Below are 21,539 nucleotides of genomic sequence, written 5' to 3'. Positions count from 1 at the left end.
ATAACCATCATATTCCGCGCAGGCATGCTGGAGCCCCCCAGCGGCGCCTGGGCCCGCAAGAGGCCCGACACCGGACGGGGCAGAAGCAACGAGGATTTCCAATGGCTGATCCCATTCGCAACTATCAGACGTCGGCGGTGCCCGGCGTCCGCGCCGACATCGACCAGGGTCTGCGCGCCTACATGATCAAGGTCTACAATCTGATGGGGCTTGGCCTGCTCATCACCGGCCTTGCCGCCATCGGCACGATCATGCTGGCCACCACCACCGATCCGGCTTCGGCCGTCGCGACGCTGCCGAGCGGCGAGATGCTGACCTCCTTCGGCTACGCGATCTTCGGTTCGCCGCTGCGCTGGGTTGTAATGCTGGCGCCGCTGGCCGCCGTGTTCTTCCTGTCGTTCAGGATCCAGTCGATGAGCGTCGCCGCCGCGCAGACCACCTTCTGGGTCTATGCTGGTCTGGTCGGCCTGTCGCTGTCGTCGATCTTCCTGGTCTACACCACGGCCAGCATCTCGCAGACCTTCTTCGCCACCGCCGCGGCCTTCGGCGCGCTGTCGCTGTTCGGCTACACCACCAAGCGCGACCTGTCGGCGATGGGCTCGTTCCTAATCATGGGCGTGTTCGGCATCATCATCGCCTCGGTGATCAACATCTTCCTGCAGTCGTCGGCACTGACCTTCGCCGTCTCGGCGATCGGCGTACTGGTCTTCGCCGGCCTCACCGCCTACGACACGCAGAAGATCAAGGAGATGTATTTCGAGGGCGACGCTTCCGATGTCGCGGGCCGCAAGGCCATTATGGGCGCGCTGTCGCTCTACCTCGATTTCATCAACCTCTTCATGTTCCTGCTCCAGTTCATGGGCGACCGCCGCTAAGCGGTATTGGACCATCGACTCCTGGAAGGGCGGCCCAACGGCCGCCCTTTTCTTTTAAGCAGGCCTCTGCTGTTATCGAAAGCACAAAAGAGGCTTGCATAAAGAATGAGCAACATCGCGATCAGGCTGGCGACCCCGGCCGACCTCGACGCCATAACCGAAATCTACGCCGACGCGGTCGCCAACGGCACGGCGAGCTATGAACTGGAACCGCCCAGCCGCACCGAGATGGGGACGCGATTCGCCGCACTCGCGGCCGGCGGCTTTCCCTATCTGGTGGCGGAAAAGGCAGGCGCCGTGCTTGGCTATGCCTATGCCGGCGCCTTCCGGCCGCGCCCGGCCTATCGCTTCATCGTCGAGGATTCGGTCTATGTCGCGCCTGACGCCAAGGGCCAGGGTGTCGGCCTGAAGCTGATGCAAAGCCTGGTCGCGGCGGTCGAGGCGGCGGGCTTTCGCCAGATCGTCGCGGTGATCGGCGATGGCCGCGCCGACAGCGCCTCGGTCAGGTTGCACGAGAAGCTCGGCTTCCGTCATTCCGGCCGCCTCGAAGGCTCCGGCTACAAGCACGGGCGCTGGTTGGACACGGTATTCATGCAGCTGTCGCTCAACGGCGGGGCATCGCTGCCACCTGATCCGGATTCGCTGCCGGAGCGGAAGTTCCGGAAGGGGGAACTGAAGAATTGAGGAACAGGACACGCGGCGCCTGACGTAAGCGCCCCTTTTCCTTCGTTCCTCAATTCTTCAGTTCGCAATTCACCCCTATACCAGCTTCAGCTTGCTGTCGAAGACGCCGAGCACGCGGCCAAGCTCCTGGCCGCGTTTGAGGATGCGCCCGCCCGCCGCGATGACGGCGAAGGCGCCTTGCTTGCGCGCCAGTTTCGGATCCTTGACGATCTGGAACAGCGGCACTTCGCTGGCACGGCGGAAGACGGAAAAGACAGCGCGGTCGGTGAGGTGATCGATGGCGTAGTCGCGCCATTCATTGGCCGCGACCATGCGTCCGTAAAGCCTGAGGATCTGGTCCAGTTCGCGCCGGTCGAAGCGGACCGGCTGGTCGAGGCGTGCGCTGCGCGCCTCGTGCAGCGGGATCAATATTGCGGATGCGTCTCCATCCCCCATCCCGCCGCCGTCATCGATCATGCCTGCCTCGATCCTTCAAAATGAATCTTTGCCAACCAAAGTTGGCCCCTTCGCATCGCAATTGCAAGAGCCGGAGAAGCGAAGGCAGCGGCGCGCCGTTTCCGTTGCGTCCAGTCACGTTTGTGAAACGCGTGTTGGAATTGGTGATGCTTCGCCACATTTCCGCCTTTTTTTATCCGCGCTCCTGCCCCAATGTCCGACGAATTTACCGGCGTTGCCTGAGACGGTTCGGTCCGGCACCGGCTCGTAAACCCCAAGCCCCCCGCCCACGGGTCTGCGTCGGATCGAACCAACCTCGGCCTTTCCTCGGAAAAGCCAGGTGCGACGATCCCAAAACCTAAATGACCGACGTCAGAAGCAAGCTGACGTCGGTTTTTTCGTTTTTGGGCCTTGCACCCGGGACTGCGCGCCGACGGCATCGGCGTAGGGCCGAAAGCGGCCAACCCCGCGTCGCCATTCAATTCTGCCGACCGTGCTTGCCATTTTCCGTTTCACTTAATAGGGTGTTAAGTGGAAACGGAGACGACAATGCCACACGCATCGGGCTCCCCAGTAAAACAGTTGAATGGCGGGGCGGCCGTGCCGGAGGCCGGCGGCGTCGGCCCTCGTATCAAGGCATTGCGCATGGCGCGGCGCGTCTCGCTGCGCCAGCTTGCCGACATGACGGGCACCACGGCGAGCTTCATCAGCCAGCTCGAGCGCAATCTGTGCGGCGCCAACACCGGCACGCTGCTCAAGATCGCCGCCGCTCTCGATCTCGGCATCAACGATCTGTTCGAGGACAATGCGCGTCCCCTGCACAAGGTGCTGAGGCGCGAGGAGCGGCCGGTCGTTCCGGTCGGCCTCCAAGGCCGCAAGATGCTCCTGTCGCGGCGGCCGATCCATCAATTCGAAGTCTATGCCGGCCATTTCGAGGTTGGCGGCTCGACCGGCGACGAGACCTATGTGCATGGCGGCGAGCACGAAATGTTCATGGTGCTCAAGGGCACCGTCGAACTGACGCTTGCCGACGAGCGCCATCTGATGCGCGAGGGCGACAGCGTCGAATACGCAACCTCGGTGCCGCACCGGACCGTCAATGTCGGCGACACGCCGGCCGAGGTGCTCTGGATCATCGCGCCGCCGACGGCCGGCGCGCTCGAACTCGATCGATACAGGCCCGGAAACCGCTCGCATCCGGGTGAATGAAAACAATGCGAGTTCTGCAAATGGGAGAGATGATCATGAAACTGAGATTTGGACATGCGGCTGCCGTCGCCGTGCTTATGGCGGCCACCGCCGCGCTCGCGCAATCCAAGCCGGTGGCGGGAGAGGTCGCCGAAGGCTCGCTGAAGGGCAAGACGCTGACCCTCGTTTCCTATGGCGGCATCTACCAGGACGGCCAGGCGGCGGCACTCAAGGAGTTCGTCGACAAGTCCGGCGTCAAGCTGCTCAATGACGGCCCGACGGAGATCGCCAAACTGCAGGCGCAGGTCGAGTCCGGCAATGTGACCTGGGACGTCGTCGATACCGACGACCTGCCGCCCTATGTCTATTGCGGCAAGCTGTTCCAGAAGCTCGATCTGACGAAGCTCGACGTCTCGAAAATCCCGGAAGGCCAGGTCGGCGAATGCTCGGTGCCGGCGATGAACTACGGTGTCGTGCTGATGTACAACAAGGAAAAGTACGGGGATAATCCGCCCAAGAGCTGGGCCGACTTCTTCGATACCCAAAAATTCCCCGGCGTGCGTGGCATCGACGGCTCCGGCAGCCCGACCGGCGGCCTGCTGGAACAGGCTTTCAAGGTTGCCGGCGGCGATCCGAAGGCGATGACGGTGGCCGATATCGACAAGGCCATCGATGTGGTCCGCAAGCTCGGCCCCGACACGATCTTCTGGAAGACGGGTGCCGAATCGCAGCAGCTCGCCGAATCCGGCGAGGCCGACATGCTGATGATGTGGACGGGCCGCGCCATGACGGCGGTCAAGAACGGTGCCAAGTACGCGCCCGCCTGGCAGGATTGGCTGGTGGTGATGGACCAGATGACGATTCCGGTCGGCGTCAAGGATACGGATGCGTCCTACGCGCTGCTCAATGCCTATCTCGGCAAGCATGCCCAGGAGATATTGGCGGAGAAGACCTCCTACACGCCGATCAACAACGACGCGCAGCCCAAGGTCGACGCTTCTGTTGCCGCCTACCTGACCAATACGCCTGAACGCCAGAAGCAGGGCTACAAGCAGAACTTCAAGTTCTGGGTCCCGAACTTTGCGGTGGCGCAGGAGAAGTGGTCGGCGCTGATGGCCGGCAACTGACCGGCTGACGGGAAGCAAGGGCCGTGAGCGCGTCCGAGCCAACCATTCCGGCCGCCGAAAGGCGCAGGGCATGGCGGCCGTTCGCGCTCGCGTTGCCGGCCCTGGTCCTGCTTTTCGCGGTGATCGGCTATCCGCTGCTGACCATCGTGCTGCGCAGCCTGTCGGAACCGGAGTGGGGAGCGCAGAACTATGTCTGGTTCTTCAGTGCGCCGATCAACCTTGTCGTGCTCCAGCGGACCTTCGTCATTTCGGCGTGGGTCACGCTGGTGTGCGTGGTTTGCGCTTATCCCTACGCCTATCTGATGACCGCGGTCGGGCCGCGCGTTCGGCTGGTGCTGCTCTTGTGTGTGCTGATCCCGTTTTGGGTGAGCGGCGTGGTGCGCACCTTGTCCTGGGTGATCCTGCTCCAGGATTCAGGCGTCATCAACTCGGTCCTGCGGTCGCTCGGGCTTGGTGGCGTCAGGCTGATCCGCACCCAGACGGGCGTGGTCATCGGCATGGCGCAGGTGCTTTTGCCGTTCATGATCCTGCCGCTCTATTCGGTCATGAAAGGCATCGATCTCAGGCTGATGCGCGCGGCGCAAAGCCTTGGCGCGCGGCCGTCCCGCGCCTTCTTCACCATCTACCTGCCGCTGTCGCTGCCGGGCGTCTATGCCGGGGCGATCATCGTCTTCATCCTGGCGCTCGGCTTCTACATCACGCCGGCTTTGCTCGGCGGTCCGCGTTCGACCATGCTGTCCACCCTGGTGCAGACACAGGTGCTCAGCCTGCTGCAATGGGGCCGTGGCGGCGCCATGGGCGTGGTGCTGCTGGTCACGACCTTCGTGCTGCTGGCGCTCGCCGCGCCCGTCATGCGGTCCCGGTACCGGGAAGCGGAGCGGCGCTGATGGAGATGAAGCCGCTCACCCGCGTCATCCTCGGCCTTGTCTGCCTGCTGGTGGCCATATGGCTGGTGGCCCCGACGCTGGTCGTGGTGCCGATGTCGTTCAACGAGAACAAGTCGCTGGCGTTTCCGCCGCAGGGCTTTTCCTGGCAATGGTACCAGAATTTCGCCACCAGCCCGGACTGGTCGAGCAGCTTCCTCAATTCGCTGAAGGTCGCCTCGATCGTTGCCGTGCTGGCAACCGTGCTCGGCACGCTTGCCGCCTTCGGCCTCGACCGCATGAAGGCGCGGCCGGCAAACCTGCTGCGCATGCTGATGTTGACGCCGATGGTGGTGCCGGGCGTGGTGCTGGCCATCGGCATCTACGCGGTCTATCTCGATACGCGGCTTGTCGGCACGCTGCTCGGCTTCGTGCTCGCCCACACCATCCTTGCGCTGCCTTTCGTGCTGATTGCCGTCTCGGCCAATCTCGAAGTGTTCGACAGGCGGCTCGAGACAGCCGCGGCGAGCCTCGGCGCCAACGCGCTCACTACCTTCCGCACGGTGACGCTGCCGCTGATTGCACCCGGCGTGCTGTCGGGCCTGCTGTTCGCCTTCGCCACCTCCTTCGATGAGATCGTCGTGTCGCTGTTCATCACCAATCCCTACCTCAAGACATTGCCGGTGCAGATCTTCGCTTCCATCACGCGCGACGCCGACCCGACGGTCGCGGCCGTCGGCACGATCCTGTTGTTTGCCACCACGATCCTGATCGGCGGCGGCATGCTTCTTCTTGGCCGCGAGCGGAAAGGACGCCAATGACCTCGGGGCAAGAGAGCAGGGGCGCGGCGATCGATCTCAGGTCGATCAGCAAGGCCTATGGCAGCTTCAAGGCGCTGGACGGCGTGTCGCTGCACATCGAGGCCGGCGAGTTCATGACGCTGCTCGGACCAAGCGGCTCCGGCAAGACGACGACGCTCAACGTCGTCGCCGGCTTCACCGAGGCCAGTTCCGGCGCGCTGGAAGTGGGCGGCAAGAGCGTCGTCGGCGTGCCGGCGCACAAGCGCAACATCGGCGTCGTCTTCCAGCATTACGCGCTGTTTCCCCATATGACGGTGAGCCGCAACGTCGCCTATCCGCTCGCCTTGCGCGGCGTGGCGGGAGCCGAGCGCGAACGCCGGGTGCGCCAGGCGCTCGACATGGTCAAGATGGCGGATTTCGGCCATCGCTTCCCCAGCGAGCTTTCGGGCGGCCAGCAGCAACGCGTGGCGCTGGCCCGCGCCATCGTCTTCGATCCGCCGCTGCTGTTGATGGACGAGCCGCTCGGCGCGCTCGACAAGAAACTGCGCGAATGGCTGCAGCTCGAGATCAAGCGCATCCACCGCGAACTCGGCACCACCTTCGTCTATGTGACGCACGACCAGGAAGAGGCGCTGGTGCTGTCGGATCGCATCGCCGTGTTCAACCGGGGCCGGATCGAACAGATCGGTACCGGGCGCGAGCTGTATGACGAGCCGGCGACGCTGTTCGTCGGCAAGTTCATCGGCGATTCCACCGTGCTGCGCGGGGCCGCCGCCACCTCTGGCCAGGAGACGGCGATCGAGATATCAGGCCAGATGGTGACGACGGCCAAGCGTCTCGCCAATGGCGGCACGCCGGTCATGCTGCTGCGCCCCGAAAAGCTGGCGCTCGCCCGCCCTGGTGTGGGCGGCGACGGCCGCAACCGGCTCACGGGCCGTATTGGCGAAGCCATCTATCTCGGCTCCGGCTCAAAATACGAGGTCGACCTGGCCGACGGCTCGAAAGCCATCGTGCGCTCGACGCTGGAAGCAGACAGTTTCGCCATCGGGGACGAGGTCGAGGTGCTGTTCGCCGGCGCCGACGTGAAGCTGCTCGCCGACGACGACAAGGCTGACCTGACGCTCACCTGATTTCGGAACGGATTTCAAAAATGCAAGCCAAGCACAATGGCGACGTGTCGTTCTGGTATGCCGATATCGGCGGCGTGCCGGCCTATCGGCCGTCCTTGCCCGGCGACATCGAGGCCGATGTCTGCATCGTCGGCGCCGGCTACACCGGCCTGTGGACCGCCTATTATTTGAAGAAGGCGCAACCTGCGCTGCGCATCGCCATGGTCGAGAAGGAGTTCGCGGGCTTCGGCGCGTCGGGCCGCAATGGCGGCTGGCTGTCGGGCGGCTTCAGCTGGTCGCGTGAGAAATACGCAAAGACCTCCTCGCGCGGCGCGGTGATCGATATGCAGCGCGCCATGTTCGGCACGGTCGATGAGGTCATCGCGGTGACGGAAGCCGAAGGCATCGACGCCGATATCCGCCGCGTCGACAACATCACCGTCGCCACCAACGCGGCACAATTGCAGCGTGCTAGGGCCGAATACGAGGAGCTGCTGCGCTGGGAGATGCCGCCGGAGCGGCTCGCCTTCCTCGACGCGCGGGAGGCGCGCCAGCGCATCGCCATCGACAAGGTGCTGGGCGCCTTCGTCGTGCGCAACGTCGCGCGTGTCCAGCCGGCCAAGCTGGTGCAAGGCCTGGCGGCGGCTGTCGAGCGGCTTGGCGTGCCGATCTACGAGCAGACGCAGGTGCTGGCGATCGAGAAGGGCAAGGTCACCACCAGCAGAGGCATCGTGCGGGCAGGGAAGATCGTCCGCGCCACCGAAGGCTTCACGGCTGGCATTCCCGGCTACGAGCGTCTCTGGCTGCCGCTGAACAGCGCCATCGTGGTGACCGAGAAGCTGCCGCAAGAACTGTGGGACCAGATCGGCTGGAACGGTTACGGGGTGCTGGGCGATGCCGCTCACACCTATTGCTACGCGCAGCGCACGCGCGAGGGCCGCATCGCCATGGGCGGCCGTGGCGTGCCCTACCGCTTCGGTTCGCGCACCGATGTGCGCGGCCGGACCCAGCAGGCGACCATCGACCAGTTGCACGAGGTGCTGACCAGGCTGTTGCCGCAGACCAAGGGCGTGCGTCTCGACCATGCCTGGTGCGGGACGCTTGGGGTGCCGCGCGACTGGTGCACCACTTCAGGCTTCGACCGGGAAAGCGGCATCGGCTGGGCCGGCGGCTATGTCGGGCTCGGGGTTTCCAGTTCCAACCTGTCAGGCCGCACCTTGCGCGACCTCGTGCTCGGCCACGACACCGAGTTGACCCGGCTGCCCTGGGTCAACCGCACGGTCAAGAAATGGGAACCGGAACCACTGCGCTGGCTCGGCGTGCACACAATGTACCAGCTCTATCGCATCGCCGACCGGCGTGAAGCAAACGGCCTGGACCGGACCTCGCGCCTTGCGGCCTTCGCCGATCGCCTGACCGGACACTGAAAGCATTCGAGCAGGATATGTAGCGGTTTCCGTCTGGAATTGCGCCGAGCCCGTGACCTTACAGCTTACGATCGAGGGAGGCCTCGGATCCCGGTTTGTGGATGAAAGCCGCACCCAGGATGGGGCCTGGCAGGCCATCCTTGCCGACCGACTGCAAAAGCACGGCGCAGCCGCCTTTCTTGGTGATCTCGCTCAGCGGAAATTCGTAGCGCTGCGCCTTGCCATGCCACATGCCGGCGGTCTGGATCCCGGTGACGGCGTTCCAATAGGTCATCTTGCGGCCGGAGTTCTCGCCCTGGCCGATCTTGACCGTCTGCGGCGCGTCGAAATAGACGATGACGACATGGGCGTCGTTCGGGCCGGCGCCGGCGTCACCTGCATCGATGATCACACGGTCGCCGGTGCGGCTGACCTTGATGGGCACACGCATGCCTTCGCCGGCACGGGCCATGCGGGCAAGCGCGCCGTCGACCTCACCGCGATTGGCGCCGTTGACATGCATGCGGCCGTTCAGGACGGCCTGCGGCGTATAGACCGAACGGCTGCTGAAATAGCGCATATAGTCATATTGCCGCTCGGTGTTTTCCTTGTGGCTCAGCGTGTCCTTCCAGCCGAGATAGTCCCAGTAATCGACGTGATAAGCGAGCGCGACAAGGTCTTGCCTTGTGGCGAGTTCGGCGAAGAACGCGTCCGCCGGCGGGCAGGAACTGCAGCCCTGGCTGGTGAACAGTTCGACCACGCCGAGCGGCCTGTCGGATTTTTCGGCCTGGGCCCTTTCGGGCTCGCTGGCATGCCCAGCGCCGGCAAAAGCCGAGAAGGCCAGCGCGAAGGCTGCCAGCCACAATGATCGTCGCGAGGCCATGACCATTCCAATTCCCGCCGGTGATGCCGGCTTTGTTCTGCTTTGCCGAAATATGTGGCAGAACGGGAAGTCAACGGGAAGTCACGTTGCGGTGAAATTTTACCGCTGCAATCGTGAGGTAAGGCCGCAATAGGAGCAGCCGCTGCATTTCAAGGCGTGGTTCGATTGAGCGGCGGCATCATCGCCATGCGGCAGGTTCTCCTCACCGCCATCGATCTCTATTGCGAACGCACCGGCCCTGGACTTTGGTCTGGGCCGGTCAATGCTTTGACGACCTTGCCTTCATCGCGGCAGGACTGTGCGGCATGCTGGTCTGCTGTGCCGCGGCAGGGGAGTAGTGAGTAGGGGCGTCCTCTGCATCCCACTCACTACTCACTGTTTTCTAAGCCGCCAGATCGCGCAGCACGTACTGCAAGATGCCGCCGTTCTTGAAGTAGTCGAGCTCATCCAGCGTATCGATGCGGCAGATGATCGGCACGTTCTTCACCGTGCCGTCGCCATAGGTGATCTTGGCGGTCATCGTCTGGCGCGGCTTGATGGTGCTCAATCCGTCGATCTCGACCAGCTCGTCGCCCTTGAGGTTGAGGGAAGCCCATGAGGTGCCTTCCTCGAAGACGAAGGGGATGACGCCCATGCCGACCAGGTTCGAACGATGGATGCGCTCGAAGGACTGGGCGATGACGGCACGGACACCGAGCAGGTTGGTGCCCTTTGCCGCCCAGTCGCGCGACGAGCCGTTGCCGTATTCGACGCCGGCGAAGATGACCAGCGGCACGCCTTCCTTCTTGTACTGCATCGCCGCGTCGTAGATCGATTCCTCTTCCTTGCTGGGATAGTGGATGGTGTAGCCGCCCTCGCGGCCGTTCTCGCCCAGCATGTGGTTGCGGATGCGGATGTTGGCGAAGGTGCCGCGCATCATCACCTCATGGTTGCCGCGCCGCGTGCCGTACTGGTTGAAGTCGGCGACGCCGACGCCATGGTCGGTGAGGTATTTGCCGGCCGGCGAGGCGGCCTTGATCGAACCCGCCGGCGAGATGTGGTCGGTGGTGATCTTGTCGCCGAACAGGCCGAGCACCCGGGCGCCCTTGATGTCGCCGATCTTGCCGAAACCCGTGGTCATGCCGGCGAAGTAGGGCGGGTTCTGCACATAGGTCGAATTGTTGTCCCAGGCATAGGTCTGGCCTTCCGGCGCCTTGACGTTCTGCCAGTACTCGTCGCCCTTGAAGACGTCGGCATATTTGCGGGCGAACAGCTCGCGGGTGACGTTCTTCTCGATGAACTCCTGGATCTCGGCCGAGCTCGGCCAGATATCCTTGAGATAGACCGGATTGCCGTTCCTGTCGTCGCCGAGCGGCTCCGTGGTCAGGTCCTTGGTCACGGTGCCGGCCAGCGCATGCGCCACGACCAGCGGCGGCGACGCCAGGTAGTTCGCCTGCACGTCGGGCGAGACGCGGCCTTCGAAGTTGCGGTTGCCGGAGAGCACCGCGGCGGCAATCAGGCCCTTGTCGTTGATGGTTTTTGAGATCGGCGCCGGCAGCGGGCCGGAATTGCCGATGCAGGTGGTGCAGCCGAAGCCGACCAGGTTGAAGCCGATCTGGTCGAGCTCATTCTGCAGGCCCGACTTTTCCAGATATTCCGCCACCACCTGGCTGCCGGGGGCCAGCGAGGTCTTTACCCACGGCTTCTGCTTCAGGCCAAGGCGGTTGGCGTTGCGGGCAAGCAAGCCCGCGCCGATCAGCACTGATGGGTTCGAGGTGTTGGTGCAGGAGGTGATGGCGGCGATGACGACGTCGCCATGGCCAAGGTCATGGTCGGTGCCTTCGACGGCATAGCGTTTGGAGATTTCCGCCGCCTTCTTGTATTCGGTGTCCATCGCCTTGGCGAAGCCGGCGGGAATGCCTTCCAGCGCGACACGGCCCTCGGGGCGCTTGGGGCCGGCCATCGACGGCACGACGCTGTCCAGCTCCAGTTCGAGCAGGTCGGTGAAGACCGGGTCGGCGGAGCCGGCCTCGCGCCACATGCCTTGCGCCTTGGAATAGGCCTCGACCAGTGCGATGCGGTCCTCGCTGCGGCCCGACATTGTGAGATAGCGGATGGTTTCGGAATCGACCGGGAAGAAACCGCAGGTGGCGCCGTATTCGGGCGCCATGTTGCCGATGGTGGCGCGGTCGGCCAGCGTCATGTTGGACAGGCCGGGGCCGAAGAACTCGACGAACTTGCCGACGACGCCCTTCTTGCGCAGCATCTGGGTGACGGTCAGCACGAGGTCGGTGGCGGTGACGCCCTCCTTGAGCTTGCCGGTGAGGCGGAAGCCGATGACTTCCGGCAGCAGCATGGAGACCGGCTGGCCGAGCATGGCCGCCTCGGCCTCGATGCCGCCGACGCCCCAGCCGAGCACGCCAAGGCCGTTGATCATGGTTGTATGCGAATCGGTGCCGACGCAGGTGTCGGGATAGGCGGTGGTTTCGCCGTCCTCGGTGTTGGTCCACACCACCTGGCCGAGATATTCGAGATTGACCTGGTGGCAGATGCCGGTGCCGGGCGGCACGACGCGGAAGTTGCGGAACGCCTGCTGGCCCCATTTCAGGAACTTGTAGCGCTCTTCGTTGCGCTCATATTCGAGCTCGACATTGCGGGCGAACGCCATCGGCGTGCCGAACTCGTCGACGATGACGGAATGGTCGATGACAAGGTCGACCGGCACCAGCGGGTTGATCTTCTGCGGATCGCCGCCAAGCGAGGCCATGGCGTCGCGCATGGCGGCGAGGTCGACCACGGCCGGGACGCCGGTGAAATCCTGCATCAGCACGCGGGCCGGGCGATAGGCGATTTCGACGCCGGCGGTGCCCTTGTCGGTCAGCCAGCCGGCCACCGCCTGGATGCTCTCCTTGGTGACGGAGCGGCCATCCTCGTTGCGCAGCAGGTTTTCCAGCAGCACCTTCATCGAATAGGGCAGCTGGGCAATGCCGGTGAGGCCGTTCTTCTCGGCCTCGACGAGGTCGAAATAGACATACTCGGCGTCGCCCGCTTTCAGCGTGCGGCGGCAATTGAAACTGTCGAGGGATTTTGACACGTGCGATCCGTCCTTGTCTGTTCAGCCTGAAAGGGAACGGACGCCGATGGCATGCAATCACGCGCAAAGGTGCGGGTACGGCCATTTCCGCTGTCCGTTCCCAAGCAACCCGAGCCGTTCAAGGCGGCGCGTGCGCTGGTTCGGCGCTAATTCTGTTCCCGCGCCGACCGCTGGCACGGATGACCCGCATATAGAGAATTTTCTGGAATAGTTCTAGACAGTTGCAGAGCAAATTTGTGCGATGCGGCAGCGCTCGCGAAACATTGATTTCAGGGCAGGCGAGGGATGCGGCTTATCGCCGAAAATCTGGGCGGCGAACGCGGCGGCGAGCCGGTTTTCTCCGGCATCGGCTTTGTCCTCGATCAGGGCCAGGCCCTGGTCGTCACCGGGCCGAACGGCTCGGGCAAATCGACCTTGCTCAGGGTGGTCGCCGGGCTGCTGCCGAAAACCGAGGGCCGGCTGCTGCTCGAAGGCGGCGGCGACGAGTTCCCCTCGATCGGCTCGGCCTGCCACTATCTCGGCCACCAGAACGCGATGAAGACGGCGCTGAGCGTGACTAAGAATTTGCGCTTCTGGCGGGAGTTCCATGGCGAAGGCCGGCTCGATGTGGAGGAGGCACTGGAAACGGTCGGGCTCGGCGGCATCGGCCATTTGCCGTTCGGCTATCTCTCGACCGGGCAAAGGCGCCGCGCGGCGATCGCGAAACTCTTGGTCAGCCATCGGCCACTGTGGCTGCTCGACGAGCCGACGGCAGGGCTGGACAAGGCTTCGGAGGGGAGATTCGCGGGGCTGATGCGCCGGCATTGCGAGGAAGGCGGGATGATTGTGGCGGCCACGCATCTGCCGCTGGGATTGGAAGGGGCGAAAGAGTTGGCGATGGGGGAGGCCTTTTGATGACTGCACCCCACGGCGCGCCCCTTCTTCGTCAGGGGACCACATCGTAATGTGGTCCCTCTTCCTGCGCGACATCCGCCTCTCCATCCGCGCCGGCGGCGGCGCGCTGACGGGCGTCATCTTCTTCCTCGCCGTCATCGCCACCATCCCTTTCGGCGTTGGGCCGGATCTCAAGCTGTTGGCCCGCATCGGTCCGGCGATCCTGTGGATCGGCGCGCTGCTTGCCTGCCTGCTCGGCCTCGACCGGCTGTTCCAGGCCGATCGCGAGGACGGTTCGCTCGATCTCCTGGTGCTCGGCAACGACCGGCATATGCTGGCGCTGACGGTGCTGGTGAAGTGCGTCGCGCATTGGGCGGGCAGCGTTCTGCCGCTGGTGGTCGCGGCCCCCCTGCTCGGCCTGTTCATGAACATGGAACCGTTGGCAATAGGCGCCACGGCGCTGACGCTGCTGGTCGGCACGCCGGCAATCACCTTCATCGGTGCCGTGGGCGCCGCGGTGGCGGTGGCGCTGCCGCGTGGCGGCCTCTTGATCTCGGTGCTGGTGCTGCCGCTGACCATACCGGTGCTGATCTTCGGCGTTTCGGCGAGCTATGGCGCGACGGCCAATCCCGATCCATTCCTGCAGCCCTTCCTCATTCTTGCCGCGCTGACGCTGTTTCTTGGCGTGCTGGGGCCGACCGCAGCGGCGCTGGCGCTGCGCCACGGCACCGATTGAGGCGCCGGATATCTGAAGGCTGCGGCGTGGCGGCCGATTGCGGAGCCGCCGGCGCGCGGCTAAGGGAAGACATGATCGAACGAGGCGGAAAGACCCGGCTGGAACGAGACGCGGCGATGGAGCGGCGCGCATGAGCGCGCATGCACTCTACGTCGCGGCGGCCTACGCGATCACCGCCGTGGCGCTGGCCGGGCTGATCGGCTGGACCCTCATCGACCAGCGGGCGCGCAAGCGCGAACTCGCCGAACTCGAGGCGGCCGGCGTGCGCCGCCGTTCCGACAAGGCAGCCAAGTCATGAGCACAGAGACGGAAACGCCGGCCCGTCGCCGCCTGTTCGTATTTTTGCCGCTGCTGGTCTTCCTCGGACTGGCCGGACTGTTCCTGTCGCAGCTCTTGTCGGGGCGCGATGTCTCGGAAGTGCCGTCGGCGCTCATCGGCCTCCCGGCGCCACGGACCGAGTTGCCGCCCCTGGAGGGCAGCAAGTTGCCCGGGCTCGATTCGAAAGCCTTCGCCGGCAAGGTCACGCTGGTCAACGTCTTTGCGTCCTGGTGCGCGCCATGCCGGGAAGAGCACCCGGTGCTGCTGGCGCTGGCGCAGGACAAAAGGTTCGCGATGGCGGCGCTGAATTACAAGGACCGGCCGGAAAACGCCCGCCGCTTCCTCGGCGACCTCGGCAATCCGTTCCAGGCGATCGGGGTCGACGAAGCCGGCCGCACTGCGATCGACTGGGGCGTCTATGGCGTGCCGGAAACCTTCGTCATCGGCAAGGATGGCAAGATAGCCTACAAACATGTCGGCCCGCTGACGCCGGAGTCGGCCAAGGAACTTCTGCTGCCGCAGATCGACAAGGCGCTGGCCAGGCCGAACTGAAGCCACGTCGAAGACCTGATCTCTCTTGGTTTGTACACGTATATGGTTGAAGCGGAGCGGATGGCTCTCGCGCCTCCTAATTCGGCCCACCTGGCCGTGGCGGCGACAGCACATCCTCGGCCGAGAGCACCCGCGCTTCCGAGGGCAGCATGATGGGGATGCCGTCGCGCACCGGATAAGCGAGCTTGGCGACCCGCGAGACCAGCTCGCCGCGCTCGGGGTCCCAGGCCAGCGGCCCCTTGGTCAGCGGGCAGGCCAGGAGTTCCAGCAGCTTCGGGTCAACATTCGTCTTCTTTCCGTCGCGCCCATCCGCCATTGGGTCCTCTTCCGGTTTCACGCCCAGCCTGTCAGCCAGGATGCAGGATCTATCGAGATCGGTCGGGCCGTTATTTGCGGGCCGGCTGGATATCGACGCATTCCTACTGCAGGCTCGAGCCAAAATCCTCATTCTCGCGCGCCAGCGTCATCTCGGTGATGGCGATCAGCGTTTCGGCCCTGGTTTTCAGGTCCGCGGCCTCGAGCAATGCCTGCTTCTCGGCCGGTCCGTAGGGCGCCATCATCGACAGCGCGTTGACCAGCATGGCGTTTTCGGCGCGGCTGACGCTCTCCCAGTCGGCTTCCAGGTCATTGGCCTGCAGATAGGCGCGAAAAGCTCTGAGCAGCGCCGGCCGGTCGATTTCATCAGCCGCCTGCTCTTCGTCGAGATCGGCGAGGAAGGGCGCCGGCTTCGCCTGGCGGAACGGCGTCTTGACCGTCAGCTCGTGGGCGACGCGGAACCGGCACACGCCTTGCAGCGAGATCAGGTAGCGGCCGTCGCCGGTCTCGGAAAAGGCGATGATGCGACCGATGCAGCCGACGTTGCAAAGCTCCGGCTCGCCATCCTCACGCAATGCGCCATTGAGGCCGGGCTGGATGACGCCGACGAGCCGCGAGCCGGCGACGGCCTCGTCCACCATCTGCAGGTAGCGCGGCTCGAAGATGTTGAGCGGCATGCGGCCGCCCGGCAGCAGCAGCGCGCCTTCGAGCGGAAAGAGCGGGATCGTCGACGGCAGATCCTTGGCGAGCCGGTAATGCGCGTTTCCCGCTTGCACCTCGTTCCTCCGATCGCTTCCCTTGCGAAGCGTCAATCCTGCCTTGTCCTATCTGGCGCACAGGCCTGGCGCCACAAGCCCTTGCGACAAAACAACCGTAACCGGCTCAGGAAAACAGCAATGCCGACAATTTGCGGCGCGCGGCAAGCGTCGCCTCGTCGGTCATGCCCCAGGCCTCGAACAGCTTCAGCAACTGCGTCCTGGCGCCATCCTCGTTCCAGCTCCGGTCGGCCTTGATGATGGCCAGCAGATTGTCGGCGGCCGCCGTGCGATCGCCCATGGCGTTCTGGATCATGGCCAGGTCGAAACGCGCCTGATGGTCCTTGGGGTTTTCCGCGAGCCGCCGCTCGAACTCGGCCGGATTGCCCAGCGCCGCCGCCTGCGCGGCCAGCGCGATCTTGGCGCGCAGGGCAGCCAGCGGCGGTGCGTCCTTCTTGGCCTCCGGCGCCGTTGCCAGGAGCGCCTCGGCACCCTCGGTGTCGCCGGCCTCGAACAGCAGGTCGCCCAGCCCGCCAATCGCCTCGACCGTTTCCGGCGCCTGCGCCAGGATGGCATCGTAGATGTCGGCCGCGGTCTGCATGTCGCCGGCGTCGCGCGCCTCCGCCGCCGCGGCCAGGGCCTCGGCCACCGGCGGCGCGCCATTGCCCTTGCCGCCGACCTTGGTGATGAATTCGTTGATCTGGCTCTCGGGAATGGCGCCCATGAAGCCGTCGACCGGCTGGCCGTCCTTGAAGGCGATGACCGCCGGAATCGACTGGATGCCGAGCTGGCCGGCGATCGAGGGATGGTCGTCGATGTTCATCTTGACCAGCTTGACCCTGCCGCCGACGGCCTTGACCGCCTTTTCCAGCTGCGGGGTGAGCTGCTTGCAAGGTCCGCACCACGGCGCCCAGAAGTCGACCAGCACCGGCTGGCGGCGCGATTCCTGGATGACGTCGGCGGCAAAGGCCGCGGTCGTCGTGTCCTTGATGACGTCGCCTGTGGCGGTGGGGCCGGCGGCTGGGGGCGCGGACGCCTCGCCGAATCCGGCTTTGGGCTCGGTTCCGCCATACTGCACCGTGGTGGCATACTGGCCGCCCTTGTTTCCGAATGATCCGCCAAACGGATTGCTGTCGCTCATCTCGTCACCCTTTCGGTCGCGCGGCCGGCCCGTGGCCCGGCGCCCTGTCTCAATTGGAAATCGGCTTTGCCACCCATGTGGCGATCATGCCGAGACTTTCAAGATAGCAGCATCATGCCCGGTTGCCTCGACGAATCTGATGAGATCGGCGGCCGCGATCGATGTCGTCGCCTCGTTGGTCAGGGGATGCGCATTGATGACGGAATGGTCCATCAGATCCTTGTCGAGCACCAGTTTGACCCGGTTTTCCCTGTCGTTGACGATACCGAACACCGTGACCGCCCCCGGCGTGACCCCCAGAAGCTCCATCAGCATTTCCGGCTTGCCGAACGAAACCCGGCTGGCGGCGCCGATCAGCTGATGTATCTGCTTGAGATCGACGACCGCGTCCTCGCCGACGGTGACCAGGAAGAAATTGTCCTTCTTGTCCTTCAGGAACAGGTTCTTGGTGTGCCCGCCGGCGATTTCGCCGCGCAGCGCCTGCGAATCGGCAACCGTATAGAGCGGCGGGTGGCGTATCGTCGAAACCGCGATGCCGAGTTCGGCAAGAAAGGCCATCAGGTCAGCTTCGGTCTTCGGCATGGGTCTCTTCTTCGTTGGTTTCTCGGCCTTGCCGTTTACGGCCAATGAGGCGGCCGACACAAGACCGTCGCGCCAGCGGCGATGAAATCGGCGCGTCGCGGGCGGTTTGCCGGCATCGCTCGGAAGGTTGCAAAAAGCCTGCTATTTCCCTGTTGCAATCGCCGCGCTCTTCAGCCATATAGGCCCGGCTTGCGGCCAAGACGCCGTGTGAGCGGGTGTAGCTCAGGGGTAGAGCACAACCTTGCCAAGGTTGGGGTCGAGCGTTCGAATCGCTTCACCCGCTCCAGTTTCCTCAAGGGGAATCAAGCATCGAAAAGCCGCGGTTCGCCGCGGCTTTTTCGTTTTTCGGGGTGATTGAATCGCAACTCCCGAGCGCGGTCGGAAAGGTCCGGGTTACTACGACGGAGCCGAATACGAATAGCTTGGGCGGGAAAGTCCGCGTCAAGCTGCCTTCATTAGATTCGCAATTTCTGCCACAGCACCGGCGTGGCCCACTTGAGTGAGGCGATAACCAGTTTTGCTGTCGCCATGCAGCAGCTTCTCCATCCGCAATTCGCCTAGCCTATTCTTGACCGACCCGCTGCTGCGAGCACTCATGGTCTTCAGGATATCGGCAACAGCGACACGGTCGGGGTAATGGCTATGAAGTAGGATGAGAATCTCACCTCGGACCGAGGTATCCGCATGCACTAGGCGTAGTCCGTCGATTTCCTCAACCAAGGTCCCTACTGGTACCTGGAGCTGAGCAATAAGCGCGCCTGCCTCCTGCATAAGAACGCCTGTTGCGTTGCGCAATAGTTCCGCCATGATCCAAGCTGCAGACTCATGTGCAAGGGCAAGGTCGAATGTATTTGGGTCGATAGGATTTTTGTGCGCGATATTGCGTTTGTTGCGCAGCGTGTAAATGGTCCGAGCCAGCCGAGCTGCACAAATACGGAGGCCTTCCGGGAGTGACCCTTCGTTCTCAACCTTCTTGCTCAAATACTCATCTACCGCTGGCTTAGCCTCAAACTTCCCGCTGGCCACAAACTGGAGACACTGGACGAAGGTCTCCACGAACTTACCCGGCGAAGCGCGCTCTAGGGTGGCTGTAGCCGCGTCGCGGCGCAACTTGATGAAGTCTGCTGTCAGTTCCGCCGAAAGTGCAGGTCCGAGGACAGCCGAAAGGGCCTTCGTCAGGCGAGCTTCATCCATGAATCATGGCCTCCACCGCTTTAACTCCGGCGACCGTGATCTTGTAGGATTTGCGGGCCTGCTGGCTCTTGCCGCTTTTCTTGAGTTGCAGGGCCAATGCGGGTTTCTGATTTTTAAGGCTGTCAATGGCGTTGGTAATATTGGGCGCGGCTTCACCGAGGTGCTTCAATTCAGTGTTTGCTGCTAGCCCGCTAAAACTCTCTGCACCCCCACAGACTTGCAGCCAATAACCCGCGACCAGCGCCTTGTCGGCGTTGCTCTGGGGGTGAGCTGCATCGAACAACTCGGCGAAGGTCGCGAATTTACTTGGGCTCGTCGTAGCCGGCGCGGGTGCCTCTGGCTCTCCATCGCCGAGAGGCTCAACCGCGGGATGTATTGATTTTGCCTGTGGGCTTCCGGCTGCCAGACCAAGCCGAGATGCCGCGTAGCTCAATACGCGCACCCGCGCCTCATCGTCAGGTAGTCCCTTAAGCGCAGTGAACACAGCGCGCATTGCCACGAACTCGTCGTCCTCAGTTCCAGCTTCAGTCATCTGTAGCGCCTCCCAGATTCGATGCGACGACAAGCGTCACGTATCGCGCGCCGGGAGTCAACAGGACAAGAGACATGCTATGACTTTTCAACAGATGATAACTAAGGTCATAAATCCTTGCAATTTCAGATAGCTGACCAGGCCAAACATGCGACCAATGCCATAATGGACATATAATAGCATTCCGATTCTGCCTTCACGTCACGATGAGACTAACGGTAAGTCCCTGTAATTCACTGTGTTTATGCGCATGGTCGCATCGCGCAGTGGAGCACAATGTATACCACTGTCGCTTGCACCGGCTTGAAATAGCAGGTTAAAGACTTTGATAGGGTGTAGGGTAAGAAGCGGAGCGCCTGGCCTGCTCGTTCCGGGCGATAGGTACGGGCGCCATGCGCAGCGGAGCGTAGAGTTAGCCGCCGCCTTGCTCAGCTTTTAAATGATTCGTAGCGGATCTATTCCAATCGCTCTTGCCACAGTGACAAACTCGGCAACATCGAGCCGACGTTCACCCAGTTCAAACTTCGATACGAAGGTCTGGCGCTGTCCCAGGCGCTTTCCGAGCTCTCCCTGGGTGATACCCGCGTCCTTGGAGCCTGCACGAGCAGTTCGATTAATTTCCTGTAGAGGTCTGAACGAAGTGAGGACAATTTAAGCGTCATGCATAGACCAGCGCTTCAATAGAACCCGAAATTCGAGTACCCCAAATTAGGGTATTGTGACATTCTCGCCCGAGCGGGGATTCGGGCGCATGAAGCATCAGTACGTCGGGGACCAACGCCGGCGGTCTTTGGGAAGACAGCGCGGTGGTGACCGATCAGGGGCTCGTCACCAGCCGGTGATCTCGATGCGTTCTGCGACAAAGCGGAGCGTCAGTGTTTGGTACCCGCGCTGTCGCCAGCGGCATCCGCGCCTGGTTGCTTTCGTCCGGCGGTCAGCCGACCGGACTCGAACTCCTCGACCGCCTTGTCCCAGCAGGCCTTCTCACGATCGGGCATCAAGCCTTCCCGTTCCCAGAGTTCGCGGGCCCGCTTGCTGATATGCGCGACACGTTCTTCCTGGCTGATCACCATGGCCGTCTTCCTTCCCTGAGGAAGCAACCGGACAGCGCCTGAAATGTTCCAATTTGGATGTCGTCGACCTCGGCAGGTCGGGCGATGCCGTCAGGCACTCTTCGCGGTGTCCGCCTTGCGAAGCGACGCCTGGTGCACCAGCGAGGTCCAGCTGTTGGTCGAGGCGAGGTGGCAATAGAGCAGGCCGAGCGCGCCTGATTTTCTGAGGTCGAGGAAGGCCTCGTCGCTCAGTTTGTTGAAGGCCGCTTCGCCGATCACCTGGAAGTCGGTGAGGTTGAGCACTTCGCCGCCTTCCAGCGTCACCTTGCTCTGGCGCGGCGAAAACAGACCGTGCGCGTCGATCTTGTCGACCATCTCGCGGGTGGCCCTGAAATCGATCTGAAACTGGTTGCAGAAAGCGAGCGCCTGCCTGGTCGCCTCGGTCGGTTCGTTGCCGCCGAAGAACGGCAGCACCTTGTCGTCGCGGAAGGGCGCCATCAGCTGGTCGACGACACGGTCGCTCGCCCGGTCGACGCACAGCGTCAGCCGGCCGGCCGAGGTCGGATCCTCGGCCAGGATGAAAGGGTAGCGGCGGACATAGGCCGGGATGTAGTGCGGCGCGTTCCACTTGCCGTCGGCATCGACGAACAGGTTCTCGTCCTGGCGGACGCCGGTGATGATGACGGGCGCCTTGGCGGCGCCAATGAAGACGATCGGATAGGAGCGCATCGCCGCCGGCATCTCCGAAGCCACCACCGGGATGGCGTGCGCCGAGCGCGCGAAGGAAAAGTCGCTGCGCGCGGTCAACCCCAGCGAGCCGTGCCGCGCCGGATTGAGCGCCTCCGGCCTGGAGTAGAAAAGCGGCATCGCATCGGCCCCTGCTGTCGCCGCCGTCCCTGTTTTCGCACCTTCAGCCATCGTCGGTCCTTTTTCTCCGGCAAGCCGATCAGGCCGGCCAATCCGCGTCCGGCGCCGGGCTCGTATCGAAACATCCCATGCCGAAACAAAGTACCACAGTGTCACCGGCGCGCATAAAAGGATGCGTT

At 63.6% G+C, this 21,539-nt stretch carries 23 protein-coding genes and 1 tRNA gene; 13 read left to right on the top strand and 11 right to left on the bottom strand.

The window, feature by feature from the left end; translation table 11 throughout:
- Positions 1–101: 101 nt before the first annotated feature.
- On the top strand, positions 102–875 hold the full coding sequence (locus FJW04_RS02620; RefSeq protein WP_140703759.1) for a Bax inhibitor-1/YccA family protein: 774 nt from the start codon (positions 102–104) through the stop codon (positions 873–875).
- A gap of 105 nt (positions 876–980) precedes the next feature.
- The gene (locus FJW04_RS02615) at positions 981–1,559 is read left to right on the top strand and encodes a GNAT family N-acetyltransferase (RefSeq protein WP_140712189.1); all 579 of its coding nucleotides are present in this window, start codon (positions 981–983) and stop codon (positions 1,557–1,559) included.
- 75 nt (positions 1,560–1,634) lie between these two features.
- Here FJW04_RS02615 and FJW04_RS02610 read toward each other — a convergent pair whose 3' ends face one another.
- On the bottom strand, positions 1,635–2,015 hold the full coding sequence (locus FJW04_RS02610; protein ID WP_015314934.1) for a DUF2794 domain-containing protein: 381 nt from the start codon (positions 2,013–2,015) through the stop codon (positions 1,635–1,637).
- Positions 2,016–2,543: 528 nt separating this feature from the next.
- On the opposite strand from FJW04_RS02610, the gene FJW04_RS02605 reads away from it, so the two are divergent.
- Genes FJW04_RS02605 through FJW04_RS02580 form a run of 6 tightly spaced genes read left to right on the top strand, consistent with a single transcriptional unit; the run spans position 2,544 to position 8,508 of the window.
- Positions 2,544–3,203, top strand: a complete 660-nt coding sequence (locus tag FJW04_RS02605; RefSeq protein ID WP_015314933.1) for an XRE family transcriptional regulator — start codon at positions 2,544–2,546, stop codon at positions 3,201–3,203.
- Positions 3,204–3,238: 35 nt separating this feature from the next.
- A complete protein-coding gene (locus FJW04_RS02600; protein ID WP_181171355.1) occupies positions 3,239–4,309 on the top strand; it encodes an extracellular solute-binding protein in 1,071 nt (356 codons plus the stop codon).
- A gap of 23 nt (positions 4,310–4,332) precedes the next feature.
- Entirely contained in the window at positions 4,333–5,196 is an 864-nt protein-coding gene (locus tag FJW04_RS02595; protein WP_140712187.1) for an ABC transporter permease, read from the top strand.
- The gene (locus FJW04_RS02590; protein ID WP_140712185.1) at positions 5,196–5,993 is read left to right on the top strand and encodes an ABC transporter permease; all 798 of its coding nucleotides are present in this window, start codon (positions 5,196–5,198) and stop codon (positions 5,991–5,993) included. The genes FJW04_RS02595 and FJW04_RS02590 overlap by 1 nt, the downstream gene beginning before the upstream one ends.
- A complete protein-coding gene (locus tag FJW04_RS02585) occupies positions 5,990–7,102 on the top strand; it encodes an ABC transporter ATP-binding protein (RefSeq protein WP_015314929.1) in 1,113 nt (370 codons plus the stop codon). Before FJW04_RS02590 ends, FJW04_RS02585 begins: the two co-directional genes overlap by 4 nt.
- Before the next feature lie 20 nt (positions 7,103–7,122).
- A complete protein-coding gene (locus FJW04_RS02580) occupies positions 7,123–8,508 on the top strand; it encodes an FAD-binding oxidoreductase (RefSeq protein ID WP_140712183.1) in 1,386 nt (461 codons plus the stop codon).
- 58 nt (positions 8,509–8,566) lie between these two features.
- On the opposite strand, the gene FJW04_RS02575 is transcribed toward FJW04_RS02580, so the two are convergent.
- Both FJW04_RS02575 and acnA read right to left on the bottom strand, forming a co-directional pair.
- Complete coding sequence (locus FJW04_RS02575; protein WP_140712181.1) at positions 8,567–9,376, bottom strand: thioredoxin family protein; 810 nt, start codon at positions 9,374–9,376, stop codon at positions 8,567–8,569.
- A 376-nt stretch (positions 9,377–9,752) separates the two neighbouring features.
- Complete coding sequence (acnA, locus tag FJW04_RS02570) at positions 9,753–12,443, bottom strand: aconitate hydratase AcnA (protein ID WP_140712179.1); 2,691 nt, start codon at positions 12,441–12,443, stop codon at positions 9,753–9,755.
- Positions 12,444–12,728: 285 nt separating this feature from the next.
- Between acnA and ccmA the strand changes: the two genes are divergently transcribed.
- The 4 genes from ccmA to FJW04_RS02550 all read left to right on the top strand — a co-directional run bounded on the left by ccmA (position 12,729) and on the right by FJW04_RS02550 (position 14,922).
- Positions 12,729–13,337 carry a heme ABC exporter ATP-binding protein CcmA gene (ccmA, locus tag FJW04_RS02565; RefSeq protein ID WP_140712177.1) on the top strand — a complete coding sequence of 203 codons (609 nt, stop codon included), beginning with the start codon at positions 12,729–12,731 and terminating at the stop codon, positions 13,335–13,337.
- Positions 13,338–13,386: 49 nt separating this feature from the next.
- Positions 13,387–14,052, top strand: coding sequence for a heme exporter protein CcmB (ccmB, locus tag FJW04_RS02560; RefSeq protein WP_023774435.1), 666 nt, complete (start codon positions 13,387–13,389; stop codon positions 14,050–14,052).
- A 130-nt stretch (positions 14,053–14,182) separates the two neighbouring features.
- Entirely contained in the window at positions 14,183–14,350 is a 168-nt protein-coding gene (gene ccmD, locus FJW04_RS02555) for a heme exporter protein CcmD (protein ID WP_140712175.1), read from the top strand.
- Positions 14,347–14,922, top strand: coding sequence for a DsbE family thiol:disulfide interchange protein (locus FJW04_RS02550; protein ID WP_140712173.1), 576 nt, complete (start codon positions 14,347–14,349; stop codon positions 14,920–14,922). The genes ccmD and FJW04_RS02550 overlap by 4 nt, the downstream gene beginning before the upstream one ends.
- A 76-nt stretch (positions 14,923–14,998) precedes the next feature.
- On the opposite strand, the gene FJW04_RS02545 is transcribed toward FJW04_RS02550, so the two are convergent.
- The 4 genes from FJW04_RS02545 to FJW04_RS02530 form a co-directional block, all read right to left on the bottom strand.
- Complete coding sequence (locus FJW04_RS02545; RefSeq protein WP_140618229.1) at positions 14,999–15,238, bottom strand: Trm112 family protein; 240 nt, start codon at positions 15,236–15,238, stop codon at positions 14,999–15,001.
- Positions 15,239–15,341: 103 nt separating this feature from the next.
- Positions 15,342–16,013: an LON peptidase substrate-binding domain-containing protein gene (locus FJW04_RS02540; RefSeq protein ID WP_015314920.1), complete on the bottom strand. Its 672-nt coding sequence runs from the start codon at positions 16,011–16,013 to the stop codon at positions 15,342–15,344.
- Positions 16,014–16,119: 106 nt separating this feature from the next.
- Complete coding sequence (trxA, locus tag FJW04_RS02535; RefSeq protein WP_140712171.1) at positions 16,120–17,133, bottom strand: thioredoxin; 1,014 nt, start codon at positions 17,131–17,133, stop codon at positions 16,120–16,122.
- Positions 17,134–17,217: 84 nt separating this feature from the next.
- Entirely contained in the window at positions 17,218–17,715 is a 498-nt protein-coding gene (locus tag FJW04_RS02530) for a prolyl-tRNA synthetase associated domain-containing protein (RefSeq protein WP_015314918.1), read from the bottom strand.
- 211 nt (positions 17,716–17,926) lie between these two features.
- Here FJW04_RS02530 and FJW04_RS02525 point away from each other — a divergent pair.
- Positions 17,927–18,001 (top strand) — tRNA-Gly (locus FJW04_RS02525).
- 155 nt (positions 18,002–18,156) lie between these two features.
- Here FJW04_RS02525 and FJW04_RS02520 read toward each other — a convergent pair.
- The 4 genes from FJW04_RS02520 to FJW04_RS02495 all read right to left on the bottom strand — a co-directional run bounded on the left by FJW04_RS02520 (position 18,157) and on the right by FJW04_RS02495 (position 21,411).
- Entirely contained in the window at positions 18,157–18,909 is a 753-nt protein-coding gene (locus tag FJW04_RS02520; RefSeq protein WP_140712169.1) for a hypothetical protein, read from the bottom strand.
- The gene (locus tag FJW04_RS02515; protein ID WP_140712167.1) at positions 18,902–19,441 is read right to left on the bottom strand and encodes a hypothetical protein; all 540 of its coding nucleotides are present in this window, start codon (positions 19,439–19,441) and stop codon (positions 18,902–18,904) included. The genes FJW04_RS02520 and FJW04_RS02515 overlap by 8 nt, the downstream gene beginning before the upstream one ends.
- An 872-nt stretch (positions 19,442–20,313) precedes the next feature.
- Positions 20,314–20,514 carry a DUF2934 domain-containing protein gene (locus FJW04_RS02500; RefSeq protein WP_140618224.1) on the bottom strand — a complete coding sequence of 67 codons (201 nt, stop codon included), beginning with the start codon at positions 20,512–20,514 and terminating at the stop codon, positions 20,314–20,316.
- Positions 20,515–20,604: 90 nt separating this feature from the next.
- The gene (locus tag FJW04_RS02495; protein WP_140712165.1) at positions 20,605–21,411 is read right to left on the bottom strand and encodes a SapC family protein; all 807 of its coding nucleotides are present in this window, start codon (positions 21,409–21,411) and stop codon (positions 20,605–20,607) included.
- Between the last annotated feature and the right edge of the window lie 128 nt (positions 21,412–21,539).

Origin of the sequence: Mesorhizobium sp. B2-7-3, from assembly GCF_006440715.1 — a bacterium.
GTDB lineage: Bacteria > Pseudomonadota > Alphaproteobacteria > Rhizobiales > Rhizobiaceae > Mesorhizobium > Mesorhizobium australicum.
The sequence above is the reverse complement of the archived record's forward strand: the minus strand, read 5'-3'. Positions and strand labels throughout refer to the sequence as shown.